Raw genomic sequence first — 22,066 nt, forward strand, 5'->3', positions numbered from 1 at the left:
CGAGTCGCGTCGCCGGAAAATCAGGCTTCGGGCTTGTGCTCGCGCGCCTCGCGATGCAGGTCGAGCAGATGATGGCCGAGCACCGCCTTCGCCTGGATGTCGAGCACCAGCGCCATGAACACGCTCGGATCGTCGGTGTTGACGAGCACGTGCTGGTACAGCCCGTCCGGATGCTCCCAGACGTAGGTGATCGTCACCTCGTCGCCGCAATCGCGGCCCTCGAAATCCTCGGGCGCGATGCTCTCGAAATACGGCCAGAAATCGATCGGCGGCTCCGCGTCCATGTCGAGACGGCGCATCGGCGGGCGGGAGGTGGCTTTGAATTCGGCTTTCGAGAGCTTCATGACAAACGCGGGCTTGAGAGGGTGAACGGCGGCGCTATGGTGCAGCAAGCCCGCGCCGGGCGCAGCTTTACGGAATGCTGTCGCGCCGGCATGCGCCTCGCGGCGATCGCCGGGCCGGTATAGTGCGGCGCCCCAGGCGCACCCTCGTCGGATCAGGAGATTGCAGTGCCCCGCCTCATGCTGGAGTTGCCCGAGCGTTTCGCCTTCGCAACCGATGTCACCGTCTACGTCGGGCATATCAACATCGCACGCCATGTCGACAATGCGCTGATGCTGAGCCTCGTCGCCGAGGCACGCAGCCGCTACTTCGCGGCGCTCGGCTACGACGAGGACGCGGTCGAAGGCCTGGCGACGACGATCGCCGACGTGCTCTGGCTCTATCGCTCGGAAGCGTTTCAGGGCGACGTGCTGAGCGTCGAGATGATCGCGGACGACTACAACAAGTACGGCTTCGATCTGCTCTATCGCATGACGCGCAAATCCGACGGCCGCGAAATCGGACGCGGCAAGCACGGCATCGTCTTCATCGACCTGCAGCAGCGCAAGGTCGCACGGGTGCCGCCGGAGTTTCGCAGCAGGGCGGACGCGCTGGGCGCTTAAGCGCTGCGCACGCGCTGCACCGCATCGAGCCAGCCCGCGTAGAGCTTCTCGATCGAATCGGCCGAGCGCTTGGGTTTGAAGTGCGCTTCGGATGTCCACAGCGCGGCGATTTCGTCGAGCGAGCGATAGACGCCCGCCCCGAGTCCGGCGAGAAACGCCGCGCCGAGCGCGGTGGTTTCGACGGTCTGCGGACGCACCACGTCGATCTGCAGGATGTCGGCGAGGAACTGCGTGAGCCAGTCGTTGACGACCATGCCGCCGTCGACGCGCAGCTCCTTCGGCGCGCAGGCGTCGCCGGCCATCGCGAGCATGAGGTCGCGCGTCTGGTAGCAGGTCGATTCGAGCGCGGCGCGCACGATGTGGGCGATGCCTGAATCGCGCGTGAGCCCGAAGATCGCGCCGCGCGCTTCGGGATCCCAGTACGGCGCGCCGAGCCCCGTGAACGCGGGCACCAGGTAGACGCCGTCGGTGTCTTCGATCGAACGCGCGAGCGCTTCAGTCTCGCCGGCCACCTTGACCAGGCGCATCGCATCGCGCAGCCACTGCACGGCCGCGCCGGCGACGAAGATCGCGCCTTCGAGCGCGTAGGTGGTTTCGCCGTTCAGGCGATACGCGACGGTCGACAGCAGGCGGTTCGACGAGCGCGTGAATTCGCGTCCGGTGTTGAGCACCATGAAGCAGCCGGTGCCGTAGGTGCTCTTGATCATGCCGGGTTCGAAGCAGGCCTGGCCGACCGTGGCGGCCTGCTGATCGCCCGCGATGCCGCGAATCGGAATCGCCGCGCCGAACAGTTCGGGCACCGTGCTGCCGTAGTCGTCGGCGCTGTCGAGCACCTCGGGCAGCAGGCTTTTCGGCACGCGGAAGAACTCGAGCAGTTCGTCGTCCCACTGCTGCTTGCGGATGTCGAACAGCGCCGTGCGCGAGGCGTTGGTCGCGTCGGTGACGTGGCGCTTGCCGCCGAGCAGGTTCCACAGCAGCCAGCAGTCGATCGTGCCGAAGGCGAGCTCGCCGCGCTGCGCGGCCTCGCGCGCCCCGCTCACGTTGTCGAGCAGCCAGGCGATCTTGGTCGCCGAGAAATATGGGTCGACGATGAGCCCGGTCTTCTCGTTGAGCCAGTCGCTGCGGTCCGCGTGCTTGCGGCAGAACTCGGCGGTGCGACGGTCCTGCCAGACGATCGCCGGTGCGATCGGCTTGCCGCTGCTGCGGTCCCAGATCAGCGTGGTCTCGCGCTGGTTGGTGATGCCGAGTGCGGCGATTTTCCCGGCCGCTATGCCGCTCTGCTCGATGGCTTCGCGCACGCAGGCGACGGTGTCGTCCCAGATGCGCAGCGCATCGTGCTCGACCCAGCCGGGCTTCGGGAACGATTGCGGCAATTCGCGGCTCGCGCTCGACACCTTGGCGCCCGAGCGATCGAACACGATCGCGCGCGAACTCGTGGTGCCCTGGTCGATGGCGAGCAAATGGGCGTGCTGGCTGCTCTGCGGCATGAATCCTCCGGCCTGCGGCGTCTTGTTCGTTATGGGCTCTGCCCGCGCCGGCTCGCCGCGCTGCCTCGACGCGGGCCGGCGGGCATGGAACACTCGGCCCTGCGAGGAGCAGTGTCTACCCTACAGAATCCTGCGGCCAGCGGACTGAACGCTGGATAAGCCGGATCGGATCAGGCTCGAATGAGATCGATCGAACTTCAATTGCCCGTGAGCAAGAGCGCGGTGGCCTTCACGCGCGGCTGGATTCCAGACGAGCCCGTGCGCGGCGCCGTGCAGATCGTGCATGGCATGGCCGAGCACGGCGGCCGCTACGAGGCGCTCGCGCGTGCGCTCGTCGAAGCGGGCTACGCGGTCTACGCGCAGGACCTGCCGGCGCACGGCCGCACGGCGCGTGCGCGCGACGAGCTCGGCCAGTTCCCGGGTGGTTACGGCTGGAGGCTCGCGCTGCAATCGATCCGCTGCCTGCAGCGCGAACTCGGCGACTGGCATCCGGGCGTGCCGCTGTTTCTCTACGGACACAGCATGGGCTCGTTCCTGCTGCAGGATTACCTGAGCCGGCACGCGCACGACCTGGCCGGCGCGGTGATCTCCGCGAGCACCGCCGACACCGGGCCGATGCGCGCGATCGGCGTGCTGATTCTCAAGCTCGAGGCGATGCGCGCCGGGCCCGACGAGCCGAGCGCGATCGCCGAGCTGCTGACTTTCCGGAGCTACAACCGGCGCTTCAGGCCGACGCGCACGGCTTTCGACTGGCTGTCGACCGACGCGGCCGAAGTCGATCGCTACATCGCCGATCCGCATTGCGGTTTCCGCTGCTCGACGGGCACCTGGATCGAGCTGCTCGAAGCCATCGGCCGGCTCGATGATCGCCGCGCCGCGCGCGTGCCTTCGCGCCTGCCGCTGCTGCTGACGGCGGGCGAGGACGACCCGGTCAGCAACGGCGCCAAGGGCCCGAAGCTGCTCGCCGAGCGCTATCGCAAGGCCGGCCTCTCCGATGTCAGCGTGAAGACTTATCCGGGCGCGCGGCACGAGCCGCTCAACGACCACTGTCGCGAAGCGGCGATTCGCGACGTGGTCGATTGGGTGAAAGCGAAAACGCCGGCGCCAACGCCTGCGACCTAGGCGCTCGCGAGCGCCCAGGTCGATCTGGTCGGCGGCGTAGCAGCTCCGCGCCGCAGCCGTCGCGGCCGCGATCGACGATCTCGCGTTGCCGGCGGGCCTGCACCGTCGGCGGGCAATTCCGCCGCGACATTCCACGCCATCGACCTCGGCCAGCCGCGGCCCGCAAGCCCGGTTCGGACACGGCTGCTGGCCGAGGCTCTTATAATCACGGCCCTTTCGCGTCCCCTTCGCTGTCCTCCCAACAGGAAGTCCGTCTTGAGCCAGTCCGCTTTTCCCCGCATCCGTCCGCGCCGCCTGCGCCGCGCCGAGTTCATCCGCTCGATGGTCCGCGAGACCTCGCTGCATGCCTCGCAGCTGATCCAGCCGCTGTTCGTCGCCGAAGGCGCGCAAAAGGGCGCGGTGACGTCGATGCCCGGCGTGGTTCGTCGCGACATTCCGGAGATCGTCGAAGAGTGCAGGGAACTGGTTGCGCTCGGCATCGGCTGCGTGGCCCTGTTCCCGGTGCTGGCGCCGGAACTCAAGACCGAGGACGGCGAGCAGGCGCTCAACCCGGACGGCCTGGTCGTGCGCACGATCAAGGCGGTCAAGGCCGCGTGTCCCGAGCTCGGCGTGATGGTCGACATCGCGCTTGATCCGTACACGAGCCACGGCCACGATGGGCTGATCGATGCGAGCGGCTACGTCACCAACGACCTAACGCTCGAAGTGCTGCGCAAGCAGGCGCTGCTGTATGCGCGCGCCGGTGCCGACATCGTTTCGCCATCCGACATGATGGACGGCCGCGTCGGCCAGATTCGCGAAGTGCTCGAGCGCGACAGCCAGCACAACACGGTGATTCTCTCGTACGCGGCCAAGTACGCCTCGAGCTTCTACGGCCCGTTCCGCGATGCGGTCGGTAGCGCGGCGAATCTCGGTCGCGGCGACAAGAAGACCTACCAGATGGACCCGGCCAACACCGACGAGGCGCTGCGTGAAGTCGAGCTCGACATCGGCGAGGGCGCGGACATCGTCATGGTCAAGCCGGGCCTGCCGTATCTCGACATCATCCGCCGCGTGAAGGATCGCTTCGAAGTGCCGGTGGCCGCGTACCAGGTCAGCGGCGAATACGCGATGCTGCGCGCCGCGATCGACAAGGGCTGGCTCGACGAGAAGAAGGCGCTGCTCGAAGCGCTGCTGTGCTTCCGTCGCGCGGGTGCGGACATCGTGCTGACGTATTACGCGAAACAGGCCGCGCAGTGGTTGTCCGAGTGAGTGATCTGCTGCGCTCCGTCCTCGTGCGACCTGCCGTCGCTCACAACGCTCACTCGACGTTTCTTCTGATTGTTCATTCCAGTTTCCAATCGCAGATCGCAAGCCCATGAGCGTCGCCCGCTTCGCAGTAATCGGCCAGCCCGTCTCGCATTCCAAGTCGCCGCGCATCCATGCGCAGTTCGCCAGGGATTGCGGTGTCGAGCTGCAATACGAAGCCATCGAAGTCGAGCCCAAGGCGCTCGCCGATCGCCTGCGTGAGTTGCATGCGCAAGGCTACGCCGGGCTCAACGTGACCTTGCCGCACAAGGCCGCGGTCGTGGCGCTCTGCGAAAGCGTGAGCGAGCGTGCGCAGCTCGCGGGCGCGGTGAATTGCCTGATTCGAACTGAAACCGGCTGGCGTGGAGACAATACCGACGGCGAAGGCCTGCTGCGCGATCTCGCGCGCCTGGGCATCGAGATCGCGAACCAGCGCGTGCTGATTCTCGGCGCCGGCGGCGCGGCGCGCGGCATCATCGGTCCGCTGCTCGAAGCCAAACCCAAGGTTCTCGTGGTGTCGAACCGCAATCCGTGGAAGCCCGAAGATCTGGCCGAGCAGTTCAAGACCGTCGGCACACTGGTTCCGCGAACGCATCTGGCGCTCAAGGGTGATGCCTACGACGTCGTCATCAACGCCACGTCGGCCGGTCACGCGGGCGACATGCCGCGGCTGCCGCCGGGTCTGCTCGCACCAGGCGCCAAGTGCTACGACCTCAGCTACGGCATCGCCAGCGAGCCGTTCGCGAACTGGGCGCGCAAGCAATCGGCGGCGGTCGTCGAAGACGGTCTCGGCATGCTGGTCGAGCAGGCCGCAAGCTCGTTCGAACTCTGGCTCGGCCAGCGACCGCGAACTGCTCCGGTGCTCGCCGGACTGCGCTGACCCGGATCTCCGACAGGGCCGCGAAAGCTCGCCTAAAAGCGGCCTAAGGCATTCATTTAGCGGAAAGTTTTTTACTGAAAAAGTTCAGCAGCGAGTCATTGCCTCAGTTCAATCTAGCCTCCAGTTGAGCGGGCCGAGTGGATGTCCTCTCCCCCGAGCCAACGAGCCAACTTCAAGGAGGATGTCATGCTGAGCTATGCCGTTGTCTTTCTGATCATCGCCCTCATCGCGGGCGGCCTGGGTTTCTTCGGTATCGCCGGCACCGCTGCCTGGATCGCCAAGGTTCTGTTCCTGGTCTTCCTGGTGCTGTTCGTGGTGTCGCTGGTCACCGGCCGTCGCTCCGCAACATAGCCCGCGAGCCGACGCTCCGGATCGATCCGGAGCGTCGGCTTCCAGCGGTCCAGATTGCTGGCGGAATGGGCATGAGGCCCTGCCGCTGAAAAAATCCCAATAGCGCAAGGAGTGCGTAATGAAACTTCAAACCCTCGACCTCAAACGTAAGAGCCTGATCGCGCTCGGCGTCGCCGCCACGCTCGGCATGACGGCCGGCATGACCGGCTGCAATCGTCCGGACGGCCAGATGTCGGATTCGGCCGCCGCAAACGCGCCCAAGGAAAGCGCCTCGCTGGGTGCCGCGATCGACGACACCGGCATCACCGCCAAGGTCAAGGAAAGCCTGTCGAACGATGCGCGCACCGAGAGCGCGAAGATCGATGTCGAAACCAATAACGGCGTCGTCACGCTGAGCGGCACGGCCGACACGGCCAAGGCCAAGGATGCGGCCGAGGAGCTCGCGCGCAACGTTGCCGAGGTGAAGGGCATCGACAACCGGATTTCGGCTCCGTCCGCCATGGATGACATGAGCGCCAAGGCCGACAGCGCGGCGAGCAACGCCGGCGAAGCGGTTTCGGACGCGATGATCACGACCAAGGTCAAGGCCAGCTTCGCGGCCGACGATCAGGTCAAGGCCACGGCGATCAACGTCGATACCGACGACGGCGTCGTCAAGCTCAAGGGCCAGGTGGCCTCCGATTCCGCGCGCGAGCGTGCGATCACGATCGCCAAGGGCATCAACGGTGTGAAGAGCGTCGACGACGACAACCTGAAGGTCGCCTCGAGCTCCTGAGTCGGCTCGATTTCGAAATGAGCCGGCCGGCCAACGACGGTCGACCGGGTCAGCCGCAAGGTGCGGCAGCGGTTTAAACCCCAAAACCGCCTTCCTGCTGTAGAGAAAAAAGGAGTGTTCTCATGGACAAGAATGTCATCCAGGGCAAGGCCAAGCAGGCCATGGGCGCCGCCAAGCAGAAGGTCGGCGAAGTCACCGGCAATCGGGAAATGGAAGCCAAGGGCGCGGCCAAGCGCGCCGAGGGCAAGGTGCAGGAAGGGGTCGGCAAGACCAAGGACGCCGTTCGTGACGGCATCCGCAACCTCAAGCACTGAGTTTGCTGGCTGACAAAAAGGCCGCGCCCGCGCAGGGTGCGGCCTTTTTTTGCGCTTCATCAGGGGCGTTTCGCCGAAACACTTTCGTGGTCGACGCGCGCGCATGCCGCGTGCAAACTTTGGTTCCTCTCGCGTCCCGACGCGACCCGGAGTCCAAACATGAAAGCCAGGATGATTCGCTCCACCTTCGCCGCGCCGATGCTGGCGCTGGCCGTCGTCGCGGCGCCTGCGTCGGCGCAGGACGATGCCCCGATCCAGGGCTTCGAGGCCAGATCGCCTCGCATCGAGGTAGTGCAGGACTTCACCCCATTCAAGATGAGCGAGGCCGACCTGGCGATCACGCGCGAGGTGATCGCCGTGCTCGAAGCCGATCCGCTGCTCAAGGGCAACATCCGAGTGTCCACGCTCAACGGCGTGGTGATGCTGGCGGGGAACGTCAGCAGCGTGCCGATGATCTACCGGGCGGTCGAACTCTCGCGCAAGGTGGCGAACGTCAACCAGGTCGAGACGAACGAACTCTGGCGTGGATGATCCGCCAATCCACCTCCCATCGATGAGACTGCCGGCTCGTCCGGGCAATTCGTTTCGGGGCGCGTGACGAGGCTGCACCCCGCGCGCAAACGAAGTGGAATGGTGCCGATCGGCGCTCGATCCACACTGGATAACCAGACAATGACGGTACCATTGGCCGAATGAGAGGCCGCTTTTCCGCCCTGTGCTGCATCCCCCTCCTGCTCATGGCCGCCGCCGCCGAGGCCGAGGTGCGCGTGGTGGTCGAAGGCATCGGCGGCGACGAACTCGCCAACGTCGAAACCCGGCTGACGATCCGCCAGCAGCGCGAGCGCAAGGATCTCGACGACACCCTGGTCGAACGTCTCAACGCACAGGCCAAGCGCGACATCGAAACCGCGCTGCAGCCCTACGGCTACTACAGCCCGACGATCGAATCCGAACTCACCGGCAAGGCGCCGAACTGGACCGCGCGCTACAAGATCGACGCGGGCGAGGCCACGCGCATCGGTGAGGTCGATGTCCAGCTGCTCGGCGAGGGCAAGGACAACGAAGGCTTCAAGGCCGCGCTGCGCCGCATCGAACGACGGCTGCAGCCCGAACAGCGGCTCAAGCACGCCGACTACGAGGACGCCAAGAAGCAGCTCGCCGACGCAGCCTACGCGGCCGGCTTTCTCGATGCGCATTGGGAGAAGAGCGAGCTGCGCGTGAACCCCGAGGCGCGCCAGGCCAACGTGGTGCTGCACATGCAGACCGGGCCGCGCTATCTGCTCGGCAAGATCACGCTCGAACAGCAGGGGCTCGATCCCGAATTCATCGAGCGCTACATCGTGCTCAAGGAAGGCGATGTCTTCGATCCGCAGGAGCTGCTCGACCAGCAGTTCGCGCTCGGCGATCTGGGCTACTTCCAGTCGGTCGAAATCGAACCCAAGCGCGCCGAGGCCGACGCCGAGCATCACGTGCCGGTGGTCATCCACACCACGCCGCGCAACCGGCATCGCTACGAGGCCGGCGTCGGCTACGGCACCGACACCGGCGCGCGGCTTTCGCTTGGCACCGAATGGCGGCGCATCAACAAGTACGGCCACAACCTCGACGCCGACATGCGGCTGTCGCAGATCAAGAACGCCATCGGCGCGAACTACCGCATTCCGCTCGGCAACGAACCCGGCGAGAACGTGACGCTCAGCGCGACCACCGAAGCGCAGAAGCTCGAAAGCGGCGACAGCTCCAAATACACGCTCGGTGCGAGCCTCAACCGCAGCCCGGGTGACTGGCATCGGCGGCTCTACGTCGAGTTCATCCACGAAGAATCGGAGATCGGAACGACGACCACCGTGACTTCCGATCCGAACGATCCGAATGCCGAGCCCATCGAAGAGACCACCAAGGACAAGGTCACGGCCGACCTGCTCACGCCGGGCGTCTCGTTCACGCGTACCGAGCTCGACGATCCGATCAACGCGCGCCGGGGCTGGTATCTGTTCACCGACGTCCACGGGGCCAAGGAAAACCTGCTGTCGAACGCCACCTTCATCCGCACCTACGGACTGCTGCGCGGCGTCTATTCGTTCGACTGGCGCACGCGCGTGCTCGGCCGCATCGAGCTCGGCGCGAACTTCCACGACGATTTCTCGGCGCTGCCGGCTTCGCAGCGCTTCTTCGCGGGCGGCGACCAGAGCGTGCGCGGCTACGACTATCAGGCCATCGGTACCCGGAACGACAACGGCGACGTCATCGGCGGCCAGTACCTGACCACGACGAGCGTCGAAATTGAACGGCGCGTCAAGGGCAACTGGGGCGCCGCGGTGTTCGTCGACGCCGGCGGGGCCGACGAGAAATTTCCCGTGAAGCTTTATTACGGCACCGGCCTGGGCCTGCGCTACCGCGCCCCGGTCGGCACCTTCAGCGTCGACCTCGCGCATCCGCTGACCGGCGAGGGCGATGCGCAGTTTCTCGGCCTGCGCCTGCATATCGGCGTGAGGGTGGGCTTGTGAGCCGACCCTTGCGCGCACTGGCCTGGACCTCGTTCGGGCTGCTGATCCTGCTGGTGTCGATCCCGGCGATCGTCGCCTGGCTGATCGGCAGCGAATCGGGCAACGGCTTCCTACTCGCCCGCCTGCCGGGTTTACTCGGGGCACAGATCAGCGTCGGCGAGCGCCACGGCTCGGTGGCCGGGGCGCTCGAATGGAAGGACATCGTCTACGAGGACGACGGTATCCGCGTCGGCGTGCGCCGCGTGGTGCTCGACTGGAAGCCCGAATGGCTGCTCGACCGGCGCGTCGGCATCGAATCGCTCGAGGTCGACGGCGTCGACGTGCGGCTCAAGGACAAGCCCGACGAGCCGCCGAAGCCCGAATCGAACCAGCCGCCGCTGTCGCGCCTGCCGGTGGCCATCGAGATCAAATCGCTGGCGCTGAGCGACTTCCAGCTGTGGACGGTCGGTGCCACGCAGCCGACCGTGATCGTGCCGAACGCGGCGCTCAAAGGCAGCTGGATCGGCCGCGACGTGAAGATCGAAAACCTGTCGGCCGACTACGCGCCGATCGGCAGGGCCCAGCTCAGCGGCAGGGCCAAACTCAGCGACGAAGGCGTGGACATCGCGGCGTTCGACGTGACCGCTCCGGCCATGCTGAGCGCCAAGGGTTTCGTCGGCTACGACAAGGCCAGCGATCTCGCGCTGTCCTGGCGCGACCTGCGCTGGCCGCTGGCAACGGTCGATCCGCAGGCGCCGCCGATCGTCACGAGCAGCCAGGGCGAGGCCACGCTCAAGGGCAGCTGGGACGATCTGCGGTTCACGCTCGCGACCGCGCTCGGCTCGACCGCGAAAGTGCAGGGCGAGGGCCGCTGGAACGGCGAACTCGACGCCAGGCTGTCCTGGACCGGCCTCGGCTGGCCGCTCGTGCAAGCGCAGCCGACCGAGGCCAAAGTCGTCGAGAGCGCGCGCGGACAGCTCGCGGTCAAGGGCCTGCCCGAGCATTACGAGTTCGATCTCGATGCCGACCTGCTCGCGCAAAAGCAGAGCGGCGTCGTGCAGGCGCGAGGCTCGGGCAGCACCGAATCGGTGGACCTGGGCCTGCTGCGGCTGACCGTCGGCAAGGCGGTGGTCGAGGCCGCGGGCCCGCTGACCTGGGCGCCGAAGCCGGCCGGCTCGCTCAAGGGCCGCATCGCGCATTTCGACCCGGGCCTGTTCGCGGCCGAGTGGCCCGGCGACATCAACGGCGAGTTCGAAGTGACCGGCGACCCGGCGCCCGGCGAGCTGCCGGCGCTGCGCTTCAGGATCGGCCTGCACGATTCCAAGCTGCGCAATTACCCGCTCAGGCTCGACGGCGAAGGCCAGTACGTCGACGAGGTGCTGCAGATCGCCAAACTCGAGGTGCAGAGCGGCGGCAGCCAGCTGTCCGCGAGTGGCCGCGCGAGCGCGCCCTACGATCTCCAGGCGCAGCTCGTGAGCCTCAAGCTGCAGGAGCTCGCTCCGCGACTGGCCGGCTCGGCCCAGGTCACCGCGAGCTTCAAGGGCACCGTCGACAAGCCGCATCTGATCGCCGATGCGGATATCGCGCGCGCCGCCTTCGGCGACTACGCGGTGAAGTCGGCCGAGCTGACCGCCGATCTCGACTGGAACGGTCCGCTCACGCTCGACCTCAAGACCACCGGCCTGGCGGTCGGCGTCGCCATCGACGAGCTCACGCTGACGGGCCGCGGTACGCGCGGGCAGCACACGCTCAAGCTCGAGGCGAACAGCCGCGAAGGCCAGGTCGGCATCGAGCTCGCCGGCGGCTACGACGAGAAAAAGCAGCGCTGGCAGGGCCAGCTCGCGAAGGGACGCATCGCCCCGGCCGCGCTCGCCCCGTGGACCTTGCAGGCGCCGGCCGCGCTGAGCCTGTCGGCCCAGCAGAACGAAATCGGCCAGGCTTGCTGGACCAGCGATCCGGGCCGCGTCTGCCTGCAGGCCAGGCAGGCGCCCGAAGCGACCAGCGCCGAGGTGCAGATCGAGCAGCTCGCCTTCGCCTACTTCAAGGCCGTGCTGCCGCAGGATCTGCACCTCGAGGGTTCGTTGAGCGGCAACGCGGCGGTGGAACTCGCGGGCGGGCAGATTCGGCAGGCGCGCGCCGAGATCAACACCACCGAAGGCTCGGCCGGCTACGGTGACCAGCGCATGGGCTTCAAGCCGGCTCGTCTGCTCATCACCGACGGCACCGAAGGCCGCGTCGAGCTGCGCCTGCCGCTCGACGTCGGCGGCATCGAGGCCGATGCCCGGCTCGCGCCGAACGCGGTCATGAGCGATCGCGCCCTGAGCGGCGAACTGCGGCTCGATTTTCCCGACCTGGTGTTCCTGTCGGTGCTGAGTCCCGAGATCGGCGGGGCCTCGGGCCGGCTCGACGGGCGCTACCAGCTCGCCGGCCGCGTCGGCGCCCCCGAGCTGCATGGCGAAGCCCAGCTCAGCGACGGCCGCATCAAGCTCACGCGGCCCGGCATCGAGCTGACCGAAGTCAGCGCGCGCGTCGCCGGCAGCCCGGGCGGACGACTCAGCGTGGAGGCCAGCGCCAAGTCCGGAGAGGGCACGCTGACGATCGTCGGCCAGGTCGAGAACGCGCACGAAAACACCGTGCTGGTCGAGCAGCCCAAGCCGGAGAACGCGGCCACCGAACTCGAAAACGTCGCCACCGCGACCCCGCCCGACGCGCCCGCCGAACCACCGCCGGCCGAGCCCGGCTCGGTCGACGCCGAGTTGCCCAAGAAGGCCGAGCCCGGCGGCATTCGCCTGAGGCTCGCGATCAAGGGCGACAACTTCCTGGCCGCGAACCTGCCGACCGCGCGCGCCTGGATCGCGCCCGATCTGACGTTCGAGATGGGCAACCAGCAGGCCAGCCTCAAGGGCACGCTCGGCGTGCCGCGTGCCGAGATTAAGCTCGCCAACGTCGAGGACAGCGGCACCGCGCCGAGCGGCGACCAGATCATCGTCAACGCCGCCGGCGAAGCGCCCGATCCGGTCCAGGGCCTCAAGCTGTTCGCCGAGGTGAAGCTGGTGCTCGGCAACAAGGTGTCGCTCGAGGGCTTCGGCCTGAAGACGCGCATCGAGGGCGACGTGACGGCGGTCGAGGAGCCCGGCCGCGACACGCTCGGCTATGGCGAGCTGCGGCTCGTCGACGGTCGCTACAAGGCCTACGGGCAGGACCTCACGATCGAGACCGGCAAGCTGCTCTTCAACGGCGGGCCGATCGCCAAGCCGGGGCTGGAGATTCGCGCCTTCCGCGAGATCCAGCAGGCCGCGCAGGACCAGATCAAGGTCGGCATCTACGTGCGCGGCACGCTCGAAAAGCCGCAGCTTTCGCTGTATTCCGAGCCTACGATGACCCAGCAGCAACAGCTGTCCTGGCTGCTGTTCGGCCGTCCGCTCGAGCAGAGCAGCTCGTCGGAGGATCGCAGCATGCTGTCGGGCGCCGCGGTCGCGCTCGGGCTCGGCGGCGGCAGCGCGCTCGCCCAGAACCTGCGCGGCGGCCTGGGCCTGGACGAGATTTCGCTGGGATCGTCGCCGGGCGAAACGCAGGAGCAGGCCCGGCTCACGGTCGGCAAGTACCTTTCGCCGAAATTGTTTGTCTCCTACGGCATTGGGCTGTTCCAGCCCGGCAATGTTTTCAAGCTGCTTTACGATCTCGGGAAAGGATTCAAAGTCTCCACCGAATCGGGCACTTTCACCGGAGGAGATTTGCTTTATACGATCGAGCGACGCTGAACGGCCCAAAAGCTTGCTGCTATCTGAATCAAGCTGAACATCTCAATTGCTGAACCGTTGCCTATTCACAAGGATCGCGGAGCAATCTGCGATCTGAACGTCAAGTCTTGCAATCGTCACAAGCTTGTAAAAGATTGGCAAGATCATGATTTTTAAAAGGTTAAATAGAATGTTTGACAGTGGGTCCGGCATTGGGGTCTGGAAGACGAATCGGGCCGGTCGTGCACTGCGGCATTTATTCCCCAAAGTTATCCACAATACCCGCCGCTGATGGAAGTGCTGCTTTCCGTCGCGGTTCCGGTGCCTATATACGGTAGTTTCGACTACCGAATCGGGACTTCTGCAGTACCTGCCCCCGGATGTCGGGTGGAAATCCTGTTTAACCGCCGGACGCTGATCGGAATCGTGGTGTCCGAGGCGCGCGAGCCCGGCGAGACCGAGCCGCTGTCGCGCTTCCGTCCGATCGAGCGGGTGATCGACACCGAGCCGCTGCTGTCCCCGGCGATGATGGCCCTGGGCCAGTGGATCGCGGACTACTACCACCACCCGATCGGCGAGGTGCTCGCGGCCTTGCTGCCGGTCAGCCTGCGCCGCGGCGAGCCCGCGCAGCTGCGCGCGACCCCGGCGTACCGGCTCACCGAAGGCGGGCTCGCGGCGCTGGCTCGCCTGCCGGTGCGTTCCCAGCGTTTGCGCGCCTTGCTCGAGGCGCTGCGCGAGCAGGGCGCGGTGAGCCGCGCCGGGCTCAACGGCATCCAGGGCATCGCCGCGAGCCTGCGCCGCTGCCTCGACGAAGGCTGGGTCGAGCTTGCGGCCGAGGCGCTGCCCTCGCCGGTCAAGCTCGCCGATTCCGAACTGCCGCAGCTGACGCCCGACCAGGCGCGCGCGGTCGAGGCGCTCGAGGCGGCCGGCAGCGGCTTTTCGACGCACCTGCTGCAAGGCGTGACCGGCAGCGGCAAGACCGAGGTCTATCTGCGCGCGATCGCCAAGGCCATCGCACACGGTGGCCAGGTGCTGCTGCTGGTGCCCGAGATCGGGCTCACGCCGCAGCTGCTCGACCGCGTGCGCGAGCGCTTCGGCGGATCGCCCACCGACAGCTCGGTCGTCGACGGTTATCACTCCGGCCTCAACGATGCGGCACGCGGGCAGGTCTGGCTGCGCGCGGCTTCGGGCCGGCTGCCGATCGTGGTCGGCACGCGTTCGGCCGCGCTGCTGCCGATGCCGAGGCTCGCGTTGATCATCGTCGACGAGGAGCACGACACTTCGTTCAAGCAGCAGGACGGCCTGCGCTATTCGGCGCGCGACGTCGCCGTGCTGCGCGGAAGCCGCGAAAACGCGCCGGTGATCCTCGGCTCGGCGACGCCCTCGCTCGAAACCCTGCAGCGCGTGCAGGCCCAGCGTTATTCGCTGCTGCGCCTGCCCCGGCGCATCAGAAGTGTCGATCCGCCGCGCCTGCAGCTGCTCGACGTGCGCGGCCAGCCGTTCCAGCAGGGCCTCGCACCGGCGCTCGTGAGCGCGATCGAGCGTCATCTGCAGGCCGGCGGGCAGGTGCTGCTGTTCATCAACCGGCGCGGCTATGCGCCCGCACTGATCTGCCACGACTGCGGCTGGACCGCCACCTGTACGCATTGCGACGCCCGGCTGACCTGGCATCGCGGCCGCGGCCGACTGATCTGCCATCACTGCGGAGCGCGCCAGGCGCCGCCGGCCGCCTGCCCGCAATGCCAGTCGACGCAGATGCTCGCGGTCGGCCACGGCACCGAGCGCATCGAGGAAACACTCCGTGCACGCTTCCCGGAGGCGCGCGTCGAGCGCTTCGATTCCGACCGCCTGCGCAGCGTGCGCGCCTTGCAAGCCCTGCTGAAAGACACGCGCGAGGGCCACGTGAACATCCTCGTCGGCACCCAGATGCTCGCCAAGGGCCACGACTTCGCCGGGCTTTCGCTGGTCGGCGTCGTCGATGCGGACCAGGCGCTGTTCTCGGTGGATTTTCGCGCCGTCGAGCGCATGGGCCAGTTGCTCACGCAGGTCGCAGGCCGTGCCGGCCGCGCCGGACAGCGCGGCGAGGTCATCGTCCAGACCCACCAGCCCGATCATCCGGCGTTGCGCCGGCTCATCGAGGCGAGCTACGACGGCCTCGCCGCGCTGTTGCTGCACGAGCGCGCCGAAGCCCAGCTGCCGCCGTTCTCGCACTTGGCCCTGCTGCGCGCCGAGGCGAGCACCGAACAGAACGCGATGGATTTCCTCGAAGCCGCCGGTGCCTGCCTGCCGTCCTTGCCGGGCGTGCAGAAGCTCGGTCCGGTTCCCGCACCGATGGAACGCCGCGCCGGCCGCTTCCGCGCCCAACTGCTGATCCAGGCGCTCGACCGCGTCGCCCTGCACCGCGCGCTGACCCCATGGCTGCCGCTGCTCGACACGCTGCCCGGCGCGCGCGGGCTGCGCTGGTCGATCGATGTGGATCCGGTGGATCTGTATTGAGGCGGAGTTGAAAGAGGCTGCGGGCTTAGCCGCAGGTAAAACCATCTTTCAGGGCAAGAACAAACCGCCGAGCACCGTCGCGCGAGATGCTCCCGTCACGCTCGGCAGATTGCCGGTCGCCGCGTCGAGCCGGCGCAGGGCGAGCCAGGCGAAGGCCGAAGCCTCCACCCAATCCGCGTGCAGGCCATGCGCCTGCGTCGGCTCGACGGCGCGCGAAGCGCTGAGCTCGCGCAGCCGCTGCATCAGAAAGCCGTTGTGCGCTCCGCCGCCGCAGACCAGCAACCGTCGCGCACTCGGCAGCGTGGCGTCGAGCGCCTCGAGGGCCGATCGGGCGGTGAGCTCGCAGAGCGTGCGCTGCACGTCGGCGGCAGGTAGCGAGTCGAGCGCGGGAAAGCGCCGGCGCACCCAGTCGATCAGAAAGTAGCCGCGGCCGGTGCTCTTGGGTGGCGGCAGGGCGAAGTAGGGATCGGCCAGCAGCGCGTCGAGCAAGTCCGGAACCAGCTGGCCGCTTGCCGCGAACACGCCATATGCGTCGTAGCGCCGGCCCTGATGCCGCTCGATCCATTCGTCCATGAGCCCGTTCGCGGGGCCGCAATCGAAGCCACGGACCTGGGCGGCGTGCGCATTCGGCAGCAGGGTCAGATTGGCGATGCCGCCGAGATTGAGCACGGCGCGCGGCTCGTCGGCGCGGGCGAACAGGGCGTGATGGAACACCGGCAGCAGCGGGGCGCCTTGGCCGCCGAGCGCGATGTCCTTGCGGCGCAGGTCGCCGACCGTGGCGATGCCCGTGCGCGCGGCGATGCGCGACGGGTCGCCGATCTGCAGGCTGTTGCCGAGCGCGGCGTCATGGAACACGGTCTGGCCGTGGCTGCCGAGCGCGCTGACTTGCCCGGCCGCAATCCCGGCCTGGCTCAGCAGGGCGAGGGCGGTGTCGGCGAAGGCGTCGGCGACCGCGCGATCGAGCTCGGCGAATTCGGCGAGCGAAACCGGCTGGTTTTCGTAGCCCAGCGCCAGCAGCCGGGCCCGGACCGATTGCGGGTACTGGCCCGAATGCGTGGCGACGATGCCGTGCCAGGCATCGCCTTCGAATGCGGCGAGAACCGCGTCGATGCCGTCCTGGCTGGTGCCGGAGATCAGCCCCAGCGCAAGACGCCGCATTTTTTTAGCGAGCGGTCGGGGCGGTGGTGGCAGGGCCGTCGACCGTCTTCTGGGTCTGGGCCTGGGCGGTCTGCTTGGTGCCGTCGCTGTCGAGCGCGGCGAGATAAACCGCCGCCTCGGACTTGAACTGCGCGAGTTCCTTGCGATCGATCGGGTTCGCGCGCGGCATCGCCACGGTGACCGGATTCACGACCTTGCCGCCGATGTGGAATTCGTAATGCAGGTGCGGAGCGGTCGCCAGGCCCGACATGCCGACGTAGCCGATGACGCGGCCCTGGCTCACGCGCTGGCCGGCCCTGATGCCTGGAGCGAAGCGCGACATGTGGGCGTAAAGGGTTTCGTACTGGTTGCCGTGCTGGAGCACGACCACGCGGCCGAAGCCATTCTTGTTGCCGACGAAGGTCACCTTGGCGTCGCCCACGGCCTTGATCGGCGTGCCGGCGGCGGCGGCGTAGTCGACGCCCTTGTGGGCGCGGATCGTGTTGAGGATCGGGTGACGGCGCGCCAGGTTGAACGGCGAGCTGATGCGGATGACGTCGAGCGGGGTGCGGATGAAGGCCTTGCGCAGCGATTCGCCGGCCGGCGTGTAGTAGGCGACGCGACCGTCGGCGCCGACGTGGCGAACCGCACGGTAGGCCTTGCCCTGGTTGACGAATTCGGCGGCCAGGATGTCGCCGTAGCGCAGCGACTTGCCGTCCTTGTAGAGCTTCTCGTAGACCACCGAGAAGCGGTCGCCCTGGCGCAGGTCGAGCGCGAAGTCGACGTCGTAGCCGAAGATTTCGGCCATTTCCATGACCATGCGGTCGGACAGGCCGGCCTTGTTGCCGTCGGCGAACAGCGAGCTCGTGATGCTGCCGCTGGCCTTTTCCTGGCGACGCTCGAGTTCGGCGGTGATCGTGACGGCTTCGAACTGATCGTCGACGCGGCGCACGTTGAGGGTGCGCATCTCGTCGAGGGCGTAGCGCAGCTCCTGGAGCTGGTCGCCGTCCTTGCGGATCTGCAGCTCTTCGCCGGCCTTGAGGCGCTTGAGCTCCATCACGTCGCCGCCGAGTTTCAGCAGCGCGATCCATTCATCGCTCGGCAATCCTTGAGCGCCGAAGATGGTCGAAAGGGTGTCGCCTTTCTTGACCTGCCAGTTGACCCATTCGCTGGCCTGCGGAACCACCAGGCTGCTGTCGGCCAGGGCGGCCTGGATCGAGGCGTCGTATTGAGCCGAGTCACCCTCGGACAACACGAGCGGCATCGACGCCGTATCGGGCATGTGACGGTTCGCGGAAGTTTCCCGCGTCACCAGAATGCCCAGACCCAGTGCGCAAATTGCGCCGATAAAAACCGCTCTATGAGCCGAACGCCGGGGCGCCGGCTCGGCTGAGCTATAATCAAATTTCATTTACAGACCCGTCGATTTGCACGAACCGGCCCGCATGGTTCCACCATGCCGCCGCTGTTCAGTGGCTCGGTCCCTCTCGTTTTTAAGAATGAAGCATTTGTGACCGAACACACAGGTCACGTAAGAAACCACACAAACCCGTCGATCTGCAAGAGATTTCCCCCTTCGATTCGTAACGGCGCGCCTCTTTTCAATACTTTTGCACAAGCGCTGTCGAAGCTCTCAACACCGTCGAAACCTGGACCCATGGCACTCGAAGAACTGGAACGCGCGACCAATGAAATCATTCCTCTGGAAGAGTTCCGCAGTCGTCTGACCCAGGCCGAAGCCAAGGGCGAGCGTCTTCGCATCAAAGCGGGTTTCGACCCCACGGCCAAGGATCTTCATCTCGGCCATACCCTTTTGCTTAACAAATTGCGTGCCTTCCAGGAACGCGGGCATGAGGCAATCTTCCTAATCGGCGACTTCACCGGAATGATCGGCGACCCGACCGGGAAGAATGAAACGCGCAAGCCGCTGACGCGCGAACAGGTCGAGGAAAACGCGCAGACCTACAAAGAGCAGGTCTTCAAGATTCTCGACCCGGCCAAGACCACCATCGCGTTCAATTCGAGCTGGCTCGACCAGCTCGGCACCGAGGGCATGCTCAAGCTTGCGGCCCAGCACACCGTGGCCCGCATGCTCGAGCGCGACGACTTCTCCAGGCGCTACAGGGACGGCCAGCCGATCGCGATCCACGAGTTCATGTACCCGCTGCTGCAGGGCTACGACTCGGTGGCGCTGAAATCGGACCTCGAACTCGGCGGCAACGACCAGAAGTTCAACCTGCTGGTCGGCCGCCACCTGCAGGGCGCCTATGGCCAGAAGCCGCAGGCGATCATGACGGTGCCGATCCTCGAGGGCCTGGACGGCGTCAACAAGATGAGCAAGTCGCTCGGCAACTACATCGGCCTGACCGATGAGCCCAAGGACATGTTCGGCAAGGTCATGAGCATCTCGGACACGCTCATGTGGCGTTACTACGAGCTGCTGTCGTTCAGGCCGCTCGCCGAGATCGAGGGTCTGCGCAAGGCGATGGCCGAAGGCGCCAACCCGCGCGACATCAAGATGGCGCTCGGCATCGAGATCGTCGATCGCTTCCACGGCGCGGGCGCCGGCGAAGCGGCCAAGGCGGCGTTCATCGCCCAGTTCTCGCAGGGCGCGCTGCCCGAGAACATTCCGGAAGTGACCATTGCCGCGCCGGCCGAAGGCCTGTCGCTGGCCCGCGTGCTCAAGGAGGCCGGCCTCGTCGCGAGCAATGCCGAAGGCAATCGCATGATCGACCAGAAGGCCGTGCGCGTGAACAACCAGCGCGTCGAAGACCGCGCGCTCGTGCTCGCGGCGGGCGAATACCTGCTGCAGGTCGGCTCACGCCGCTACGCCAAGGCGACGCTCGCCAGCTGAACGCGGCGGCCCCCAAAAACCGGGGAGCGCATGGGTTTCGTGCTAAAACGGGCCACTCTCGCGAGCCGGTAAGGCGTCGCGCCCTATATCGAGTTGGTTGCCACGACGGCCGGCCGGTTGGAGGAAACGCCCTCATGCAGCACCACGTCGACCGCATTCTGGAGGTCGCATCCGGCGCGATACCGTCGCGCGGAACCCATCAAACCGACAGCGGCTTGCTGATCGAGCGGTCCTGGTATCGCTGCGTCAACGAATACGGACTCGATCCGTCCAAGCCCCGGCGCGGACGCATCGAAACGCGCCAGCGCCTGCGCGAGAGCCGAGAGCAGATCGAGGAATACATGTTGGTCGCGCGGGCCGGCATGGAACAGCTGTTCAAGCGAGTGCGCGCGCTCGGCTACGTGCTGCTGCTGACCGACGCGCAGGGCATCACCGTCGACTACATCGGCAACGATTCCTGGGATCGCGAGCTGCGCACCGCCGGGCTCGCGCTCGGCGCCAACTGGCAGGAATCGCATGCGGGCACCAACGGCATCGGCACTTGCATCGCCGAGCAGGCAGCGCTGACCTGCCATCGCGACGACCATTTCTTCTCGTCGCACCTGGGCCTGTCCTGCACGACCACGCCGCTGTTCGGGCCCGAAGGTGATTTCATCGGCGCGCTCGACGTCTCGGCGCTGTCTTCGCCGGAGGCCAAGGAGAGCCAGCATCTGGCGCTGCATCTGACCCTGCTGTACGGGCAGATGATCGAAGACGCCAACTTCCTGCGGCACTTCCGCGATCGCTGGATTCTACGTCTCGGTACCGCGGGCCCGCTCGTCGATGTCTGCGGCGAACTCATGCTCGCCTTCGACAAGGACGGCGTCGTCGTCGGCGCCAATCCTGCAGCACGGCGCGAACTGCGCGGGCAAGCCATCGCGACACCCGGCAAGTCGCCGCGGCGCGATGCCATCGTCGGCCGTGCGCTCGACGACTTGTTGCGCTGCCGCCTCGAAGACATCTGGAAGCTCACGCGCTCCGCGCACCTCGACGAGCAGACGCTCATCACCGCGACCAACCATCAGGTCTATCAGGCGTCGCTGATCGTCCCGCGCGTACCGAGCGGCGCGACGGCTGCGACGCAGATCGAACAGGGCCACGACGCGGTGTCGGCGAAGCAGGATTTCGGCGCGCTCGACCAGCTCGCCGGCGAGGACCGCCACATGGGCCGCGTGCTCGATCACGCGCGCCGGCTCGTCGACAAGCAGGTCAGCATCCTCGTGCAGGGCGAAACCGGAACCGGCAAGGAAGTGTTCGCACGCGCGTTGCACGAGTGCAGCCAGCGCAAGGCCCAGCCTTTCGTCGCGGTCAATTGTGCCTCGATTCCCGAGACGCTGATCGAGAGCGAACTGTTCGGCTACACGCCCGGCACCTTCACGGGTGCGCGCAGCCGCGGCATGAAGGGCCTGATCCAGCAATCCGACGGCGGCACGCTGTTCCTCGACGAGATCGGCGACATGCCGCTGCAGCTGCAGACGCGCCTGCTGCGCGTGCTGTCGGAGCGCGAAGTGCTGCCGCTCGGTGCGGAGCGTCCGGTCAAGGTCGCGCTGACCGTGATCGCGGCCTCGCATCGCGACCTGCGCAAGCAGATCGCGGCCGGTACGTTCCGCGAGGACTTGTACTACCGGCTGTGCGGCGCGACCTTGTCGCTGCCTCCGCTGCGCGAGCGCGGAGACAAGCTCTACATCATCGATCGCATCCTGCGCGAAGAGGCCGAGCAGCTGTCGGCGATGACCGCGATCAGCCCGGCGGCGATCGATCGGCTGCTCGAATACGACTGGCCCGGCAACGTACGCCAGCTGCGCAACGTCATCCGCTTCGCGCTCGCGATTTCCGATGGCCTCGGCATCGGCGAGGAACATCTGCCGCCCGAACTCAGCGAGCCGGCTTCGTCGTCGACCACGAGCATCGGGATCAAGGCGCAGCCCGGCGCGACGGGTGCGGTGAACGGCAGTGCCGGTGGCGCCGCATCGGACACCGAGCGTGAGTTGCTCGCCACGCTGCAGCGCCTGCGCTGGAACATCTCCGCAGTCGCCAGCGAAATGGGTCTGTCGCGCACGACGATCTATCACCTCATGCGTCGCCACAACATCGTCTCGCCGAAGGATCGCGATCTGCAGGCTTGAAAAGCCGCTCTGCGGATCACGCATAAGC

At 66.8% G+C, this 22,066-nt stretch carries 17 protein-coding genes; 13 read left to right on the plus strand and 4 right to left on the minus strand.

The features are described from left to right. Positions 1 to 20: 20 nt before the first annotated feature. Positions 21 to 344, minus strand: a complete 324-nt coding sequence (locus tag AC3WUM_RS11265) for a hypothetical protein (RefSeq protein ID WP_492410399.1) — start codon at positions 342 to 344, stop codon at positions 21 to 23. A 165-nt stretch (positions 345 to 509) separates the two neighbouring features. Here AC3WUM_RS11265 and AC3WUM_RS11270 point away from each other — a divergent pair, with 165 nt between their 5' ends. After that, positions 510 to 944, plus strand: coding sequence for an acyl-CoA thioesterase (locus tag AC3WUM_RS11270; protein ID WP_492410400.1), 435 nt, complete (start codon positions 510 to 512; stop codon positions 942 to 944). Here the strand turns inward: AC3WUM_RS11270 and glpK are convergent. Continuing rightward, positions 941 to 2,431, minus strand: a complete 1,491-nt coding sequence (glpK, locus tag AC3WUM_RS11275) for a glycerol kinase GlpK (RefSeq protein WP_492410401.1) — start codon at positions 2,429 to 2,431, stop codon at positions 941 to 943. The genes AC3WUM_RS11270 and glpK overlap by 4 nt on opposite strands. A gap of 180 nt (positions 2,432 to 2,611) precedes the next feature. Here glpK and AC3WUM_RS11280 point away from each other — a divergent pair, with 180 nt between their 5' ends. From AC3WUM_RS11280 to AC3WUM_RS11325, 10 genes are all read left to right on the plus strand, one after another. Beyond that, complete coding sequence (locus AC3WUM_RS11280) at positions 2,612 to 3,553, plus strand: alpha/beta fold hydrolase (RefSeq protein WP_492410402.1); 942 nt, start codon at positions 2,612 to 2,614, stop codon at positions 3,551 to 3,553. 255 nt (positions 3,554 to 3,808) lie between these two features. Next, positions 3,809 to 4,804: a porphobilinogen synthase gene (hemB, locus tag AC3WUM_RS11285; protein ID WP_492410403.1), complete on the plus strand. Its 996-nt coding sequence runs from the start codon at positions 3,809 to 3,811 to the stop codon at positions 4,802 to 4,804. 106 nt (positions 4,805 to 4,910) lie between these two features. Next, positions 4,911 to 5,720 (plus strand): shikimate dehydrogenase, encoded by an 810-nt coding sequence (aroE, locus tag AC3WUM_RS11290; RefSeq protein WP_492410404.1) that lies wholly within the window; start codon positions 4,911 to 4,913, stop codon positions 5,718 to 5,720. 186 nt (positions 5,721 to 5,906) lie between these two features. Continuing rightward, a complete protein-coding gene (locus AC3WUM_RS11295) occupies positions 5,907 to 6,071 on the plus strand; it encodes a DUF1328 domain-containing protein (RefSeq protein WP_007184525.1) in 165 nt (54 codons plus the stop codon). A gap of 118 nt (positions 6,072 to 6,189) precedes the next feature. Continuing rightward, positions 6,190 to 6,846 carry a BON domain-containing protein gene (locus AC3WUM_RS11300; protein WP_492410406.1) on the plus strand — a complete coding sequence of 219 codons (657 nt, stop codon included), beginning with the start codon at positions 6,190 to 6,192 and terminating at the stop codon, positions 6,844 to 6,846. Positions 6,847 to 6,968: 122 nt separating this feature from the next. After that, entirely contained in the window at positions 6,969 to 7,160 is a 192-nt protein-coding gene (locus AC3WUM_RS11305; RefSeq protein ID WP_492410407.1) for a CsbD family protein, read from the plus strand. Between the two features lie 159 nt (positions 7,161 to 7,319). Beyond that, complete coding sequence (locus AC3WUM_RS11310; protein WP_492410408.1) at positions 7,320 to 7,691, plus strand: BON domain-containing protein; 372 nt, start codon at positions 7,320 to 7,322, stop codon at positions 7,689 to 7,691. Positions 7,692 to 7,897: 206 nt separating this feature from the next. Then, positions 7,898 to 9,667 carry an autotransporter assembly complex protein TamA gene (locus AC3WUM_RS11315; protein WP_492410409.1) on the plus strand — a complete coding sequence of 590 codons (1,770 nt, stop codon included), beginning with the start codon at positions 7,898 to 7,900 and terminating at the stop codon, positions 9,665 to 9,667. Next, the gene (locus tag AC3WUM_RS11320) at positions 9,664 to 13,407 is read left to right on the plus strand and encodes a translocation/assembly module TamB domain-containing protein (protein WP_492410410.1); all 3,744 of its coding nucleotides are present in this window, start codon (positions 9,664 to 9,666) and stop codon (positions 13,405 to 13,407) included. Before AC3WUM_RS11315 ends, AC3WUM_RS11320 begins: the two co-directional genes overlap by 4 nt. Positions 13,408 to 13,677: 270 nt before the next feature. Continuing rightward, complete coding sequence (locus tag AC3WUM_RS11325; RefSeq protein ID WP_492410411.1) at positions 13,678 to 15,882, plus strand: primosomal protein N'; 2,205 nt, start codon at positions 13,678 to 13,680, stop codon at positions 15,880 to 15,882. Positions 15,883 to 15,930: 48 nt separating this feature from the next. Here the strand turns inward: AC3WUM_RS11325 and AC3WUM_RS11330 are convergent, their stop codons facing one another. Beyond that, the gene (locus AC3WUM_RS11330) at positions 15,931 to 17,040 is read right to left on the minus strand and encodes an anhydro-N-acetylmuramic acid kinase (RefSeq protein ID WP_492410412.1); all 1,110 of its coding nucleotides are present in this window, start codon (positions 17,038 to 17,040) and stop codon (positions 15,931 to 15,933) included. A 4-nt stretch (positions 17,041 to 17,044) separates the two neighbouring features. After that, entirely contained in the window at positions 17,045 to 18,301 is a 1,257-nt protein-coding gene (locus AC3WUM_RS11335; protein WP_492410413.1) for an OapA family protein, read from the minus strand. Positions 18,302 to 18,676: 375 nt separating this feature from the next. Between AC3WUM_RS11335 and tyrS the strand changes: the two genes are divergently transcribed. Beyond that, positions 18,677 to 19,873, plus strand: coding sequence for a tyrosine--tRNA ligase (gene tyrS, locus AC3WUM_RS11340; protein WP_492410414.1), 1,197 nt, complete (start codon positions 18,677 to 18,679; stop codon positions 19,871 to 19,873). A gap of 134 nt (positions 19,874 to 20,007) precedes the next feature. Continuing rightward, positions 20,008 to 22,038: a sigma-54-dependent Fis family transcriptional regulator gene (locus AC3WUM_RS11345; RefSeq protein ID WP_492410415.1), complete on the plus strand. Its 2,031-nt coding sequence runs from the start codon at positions 20,008 to 20,010 to the stop codon at positions 22,036 to 22,038. Positions 22,039 to 22,066: the final 28 nt, after the last annotated feature.

This window comes from Hydrocarboniphaga sp. FW305-C-57, from assembly GCF_058783045.1.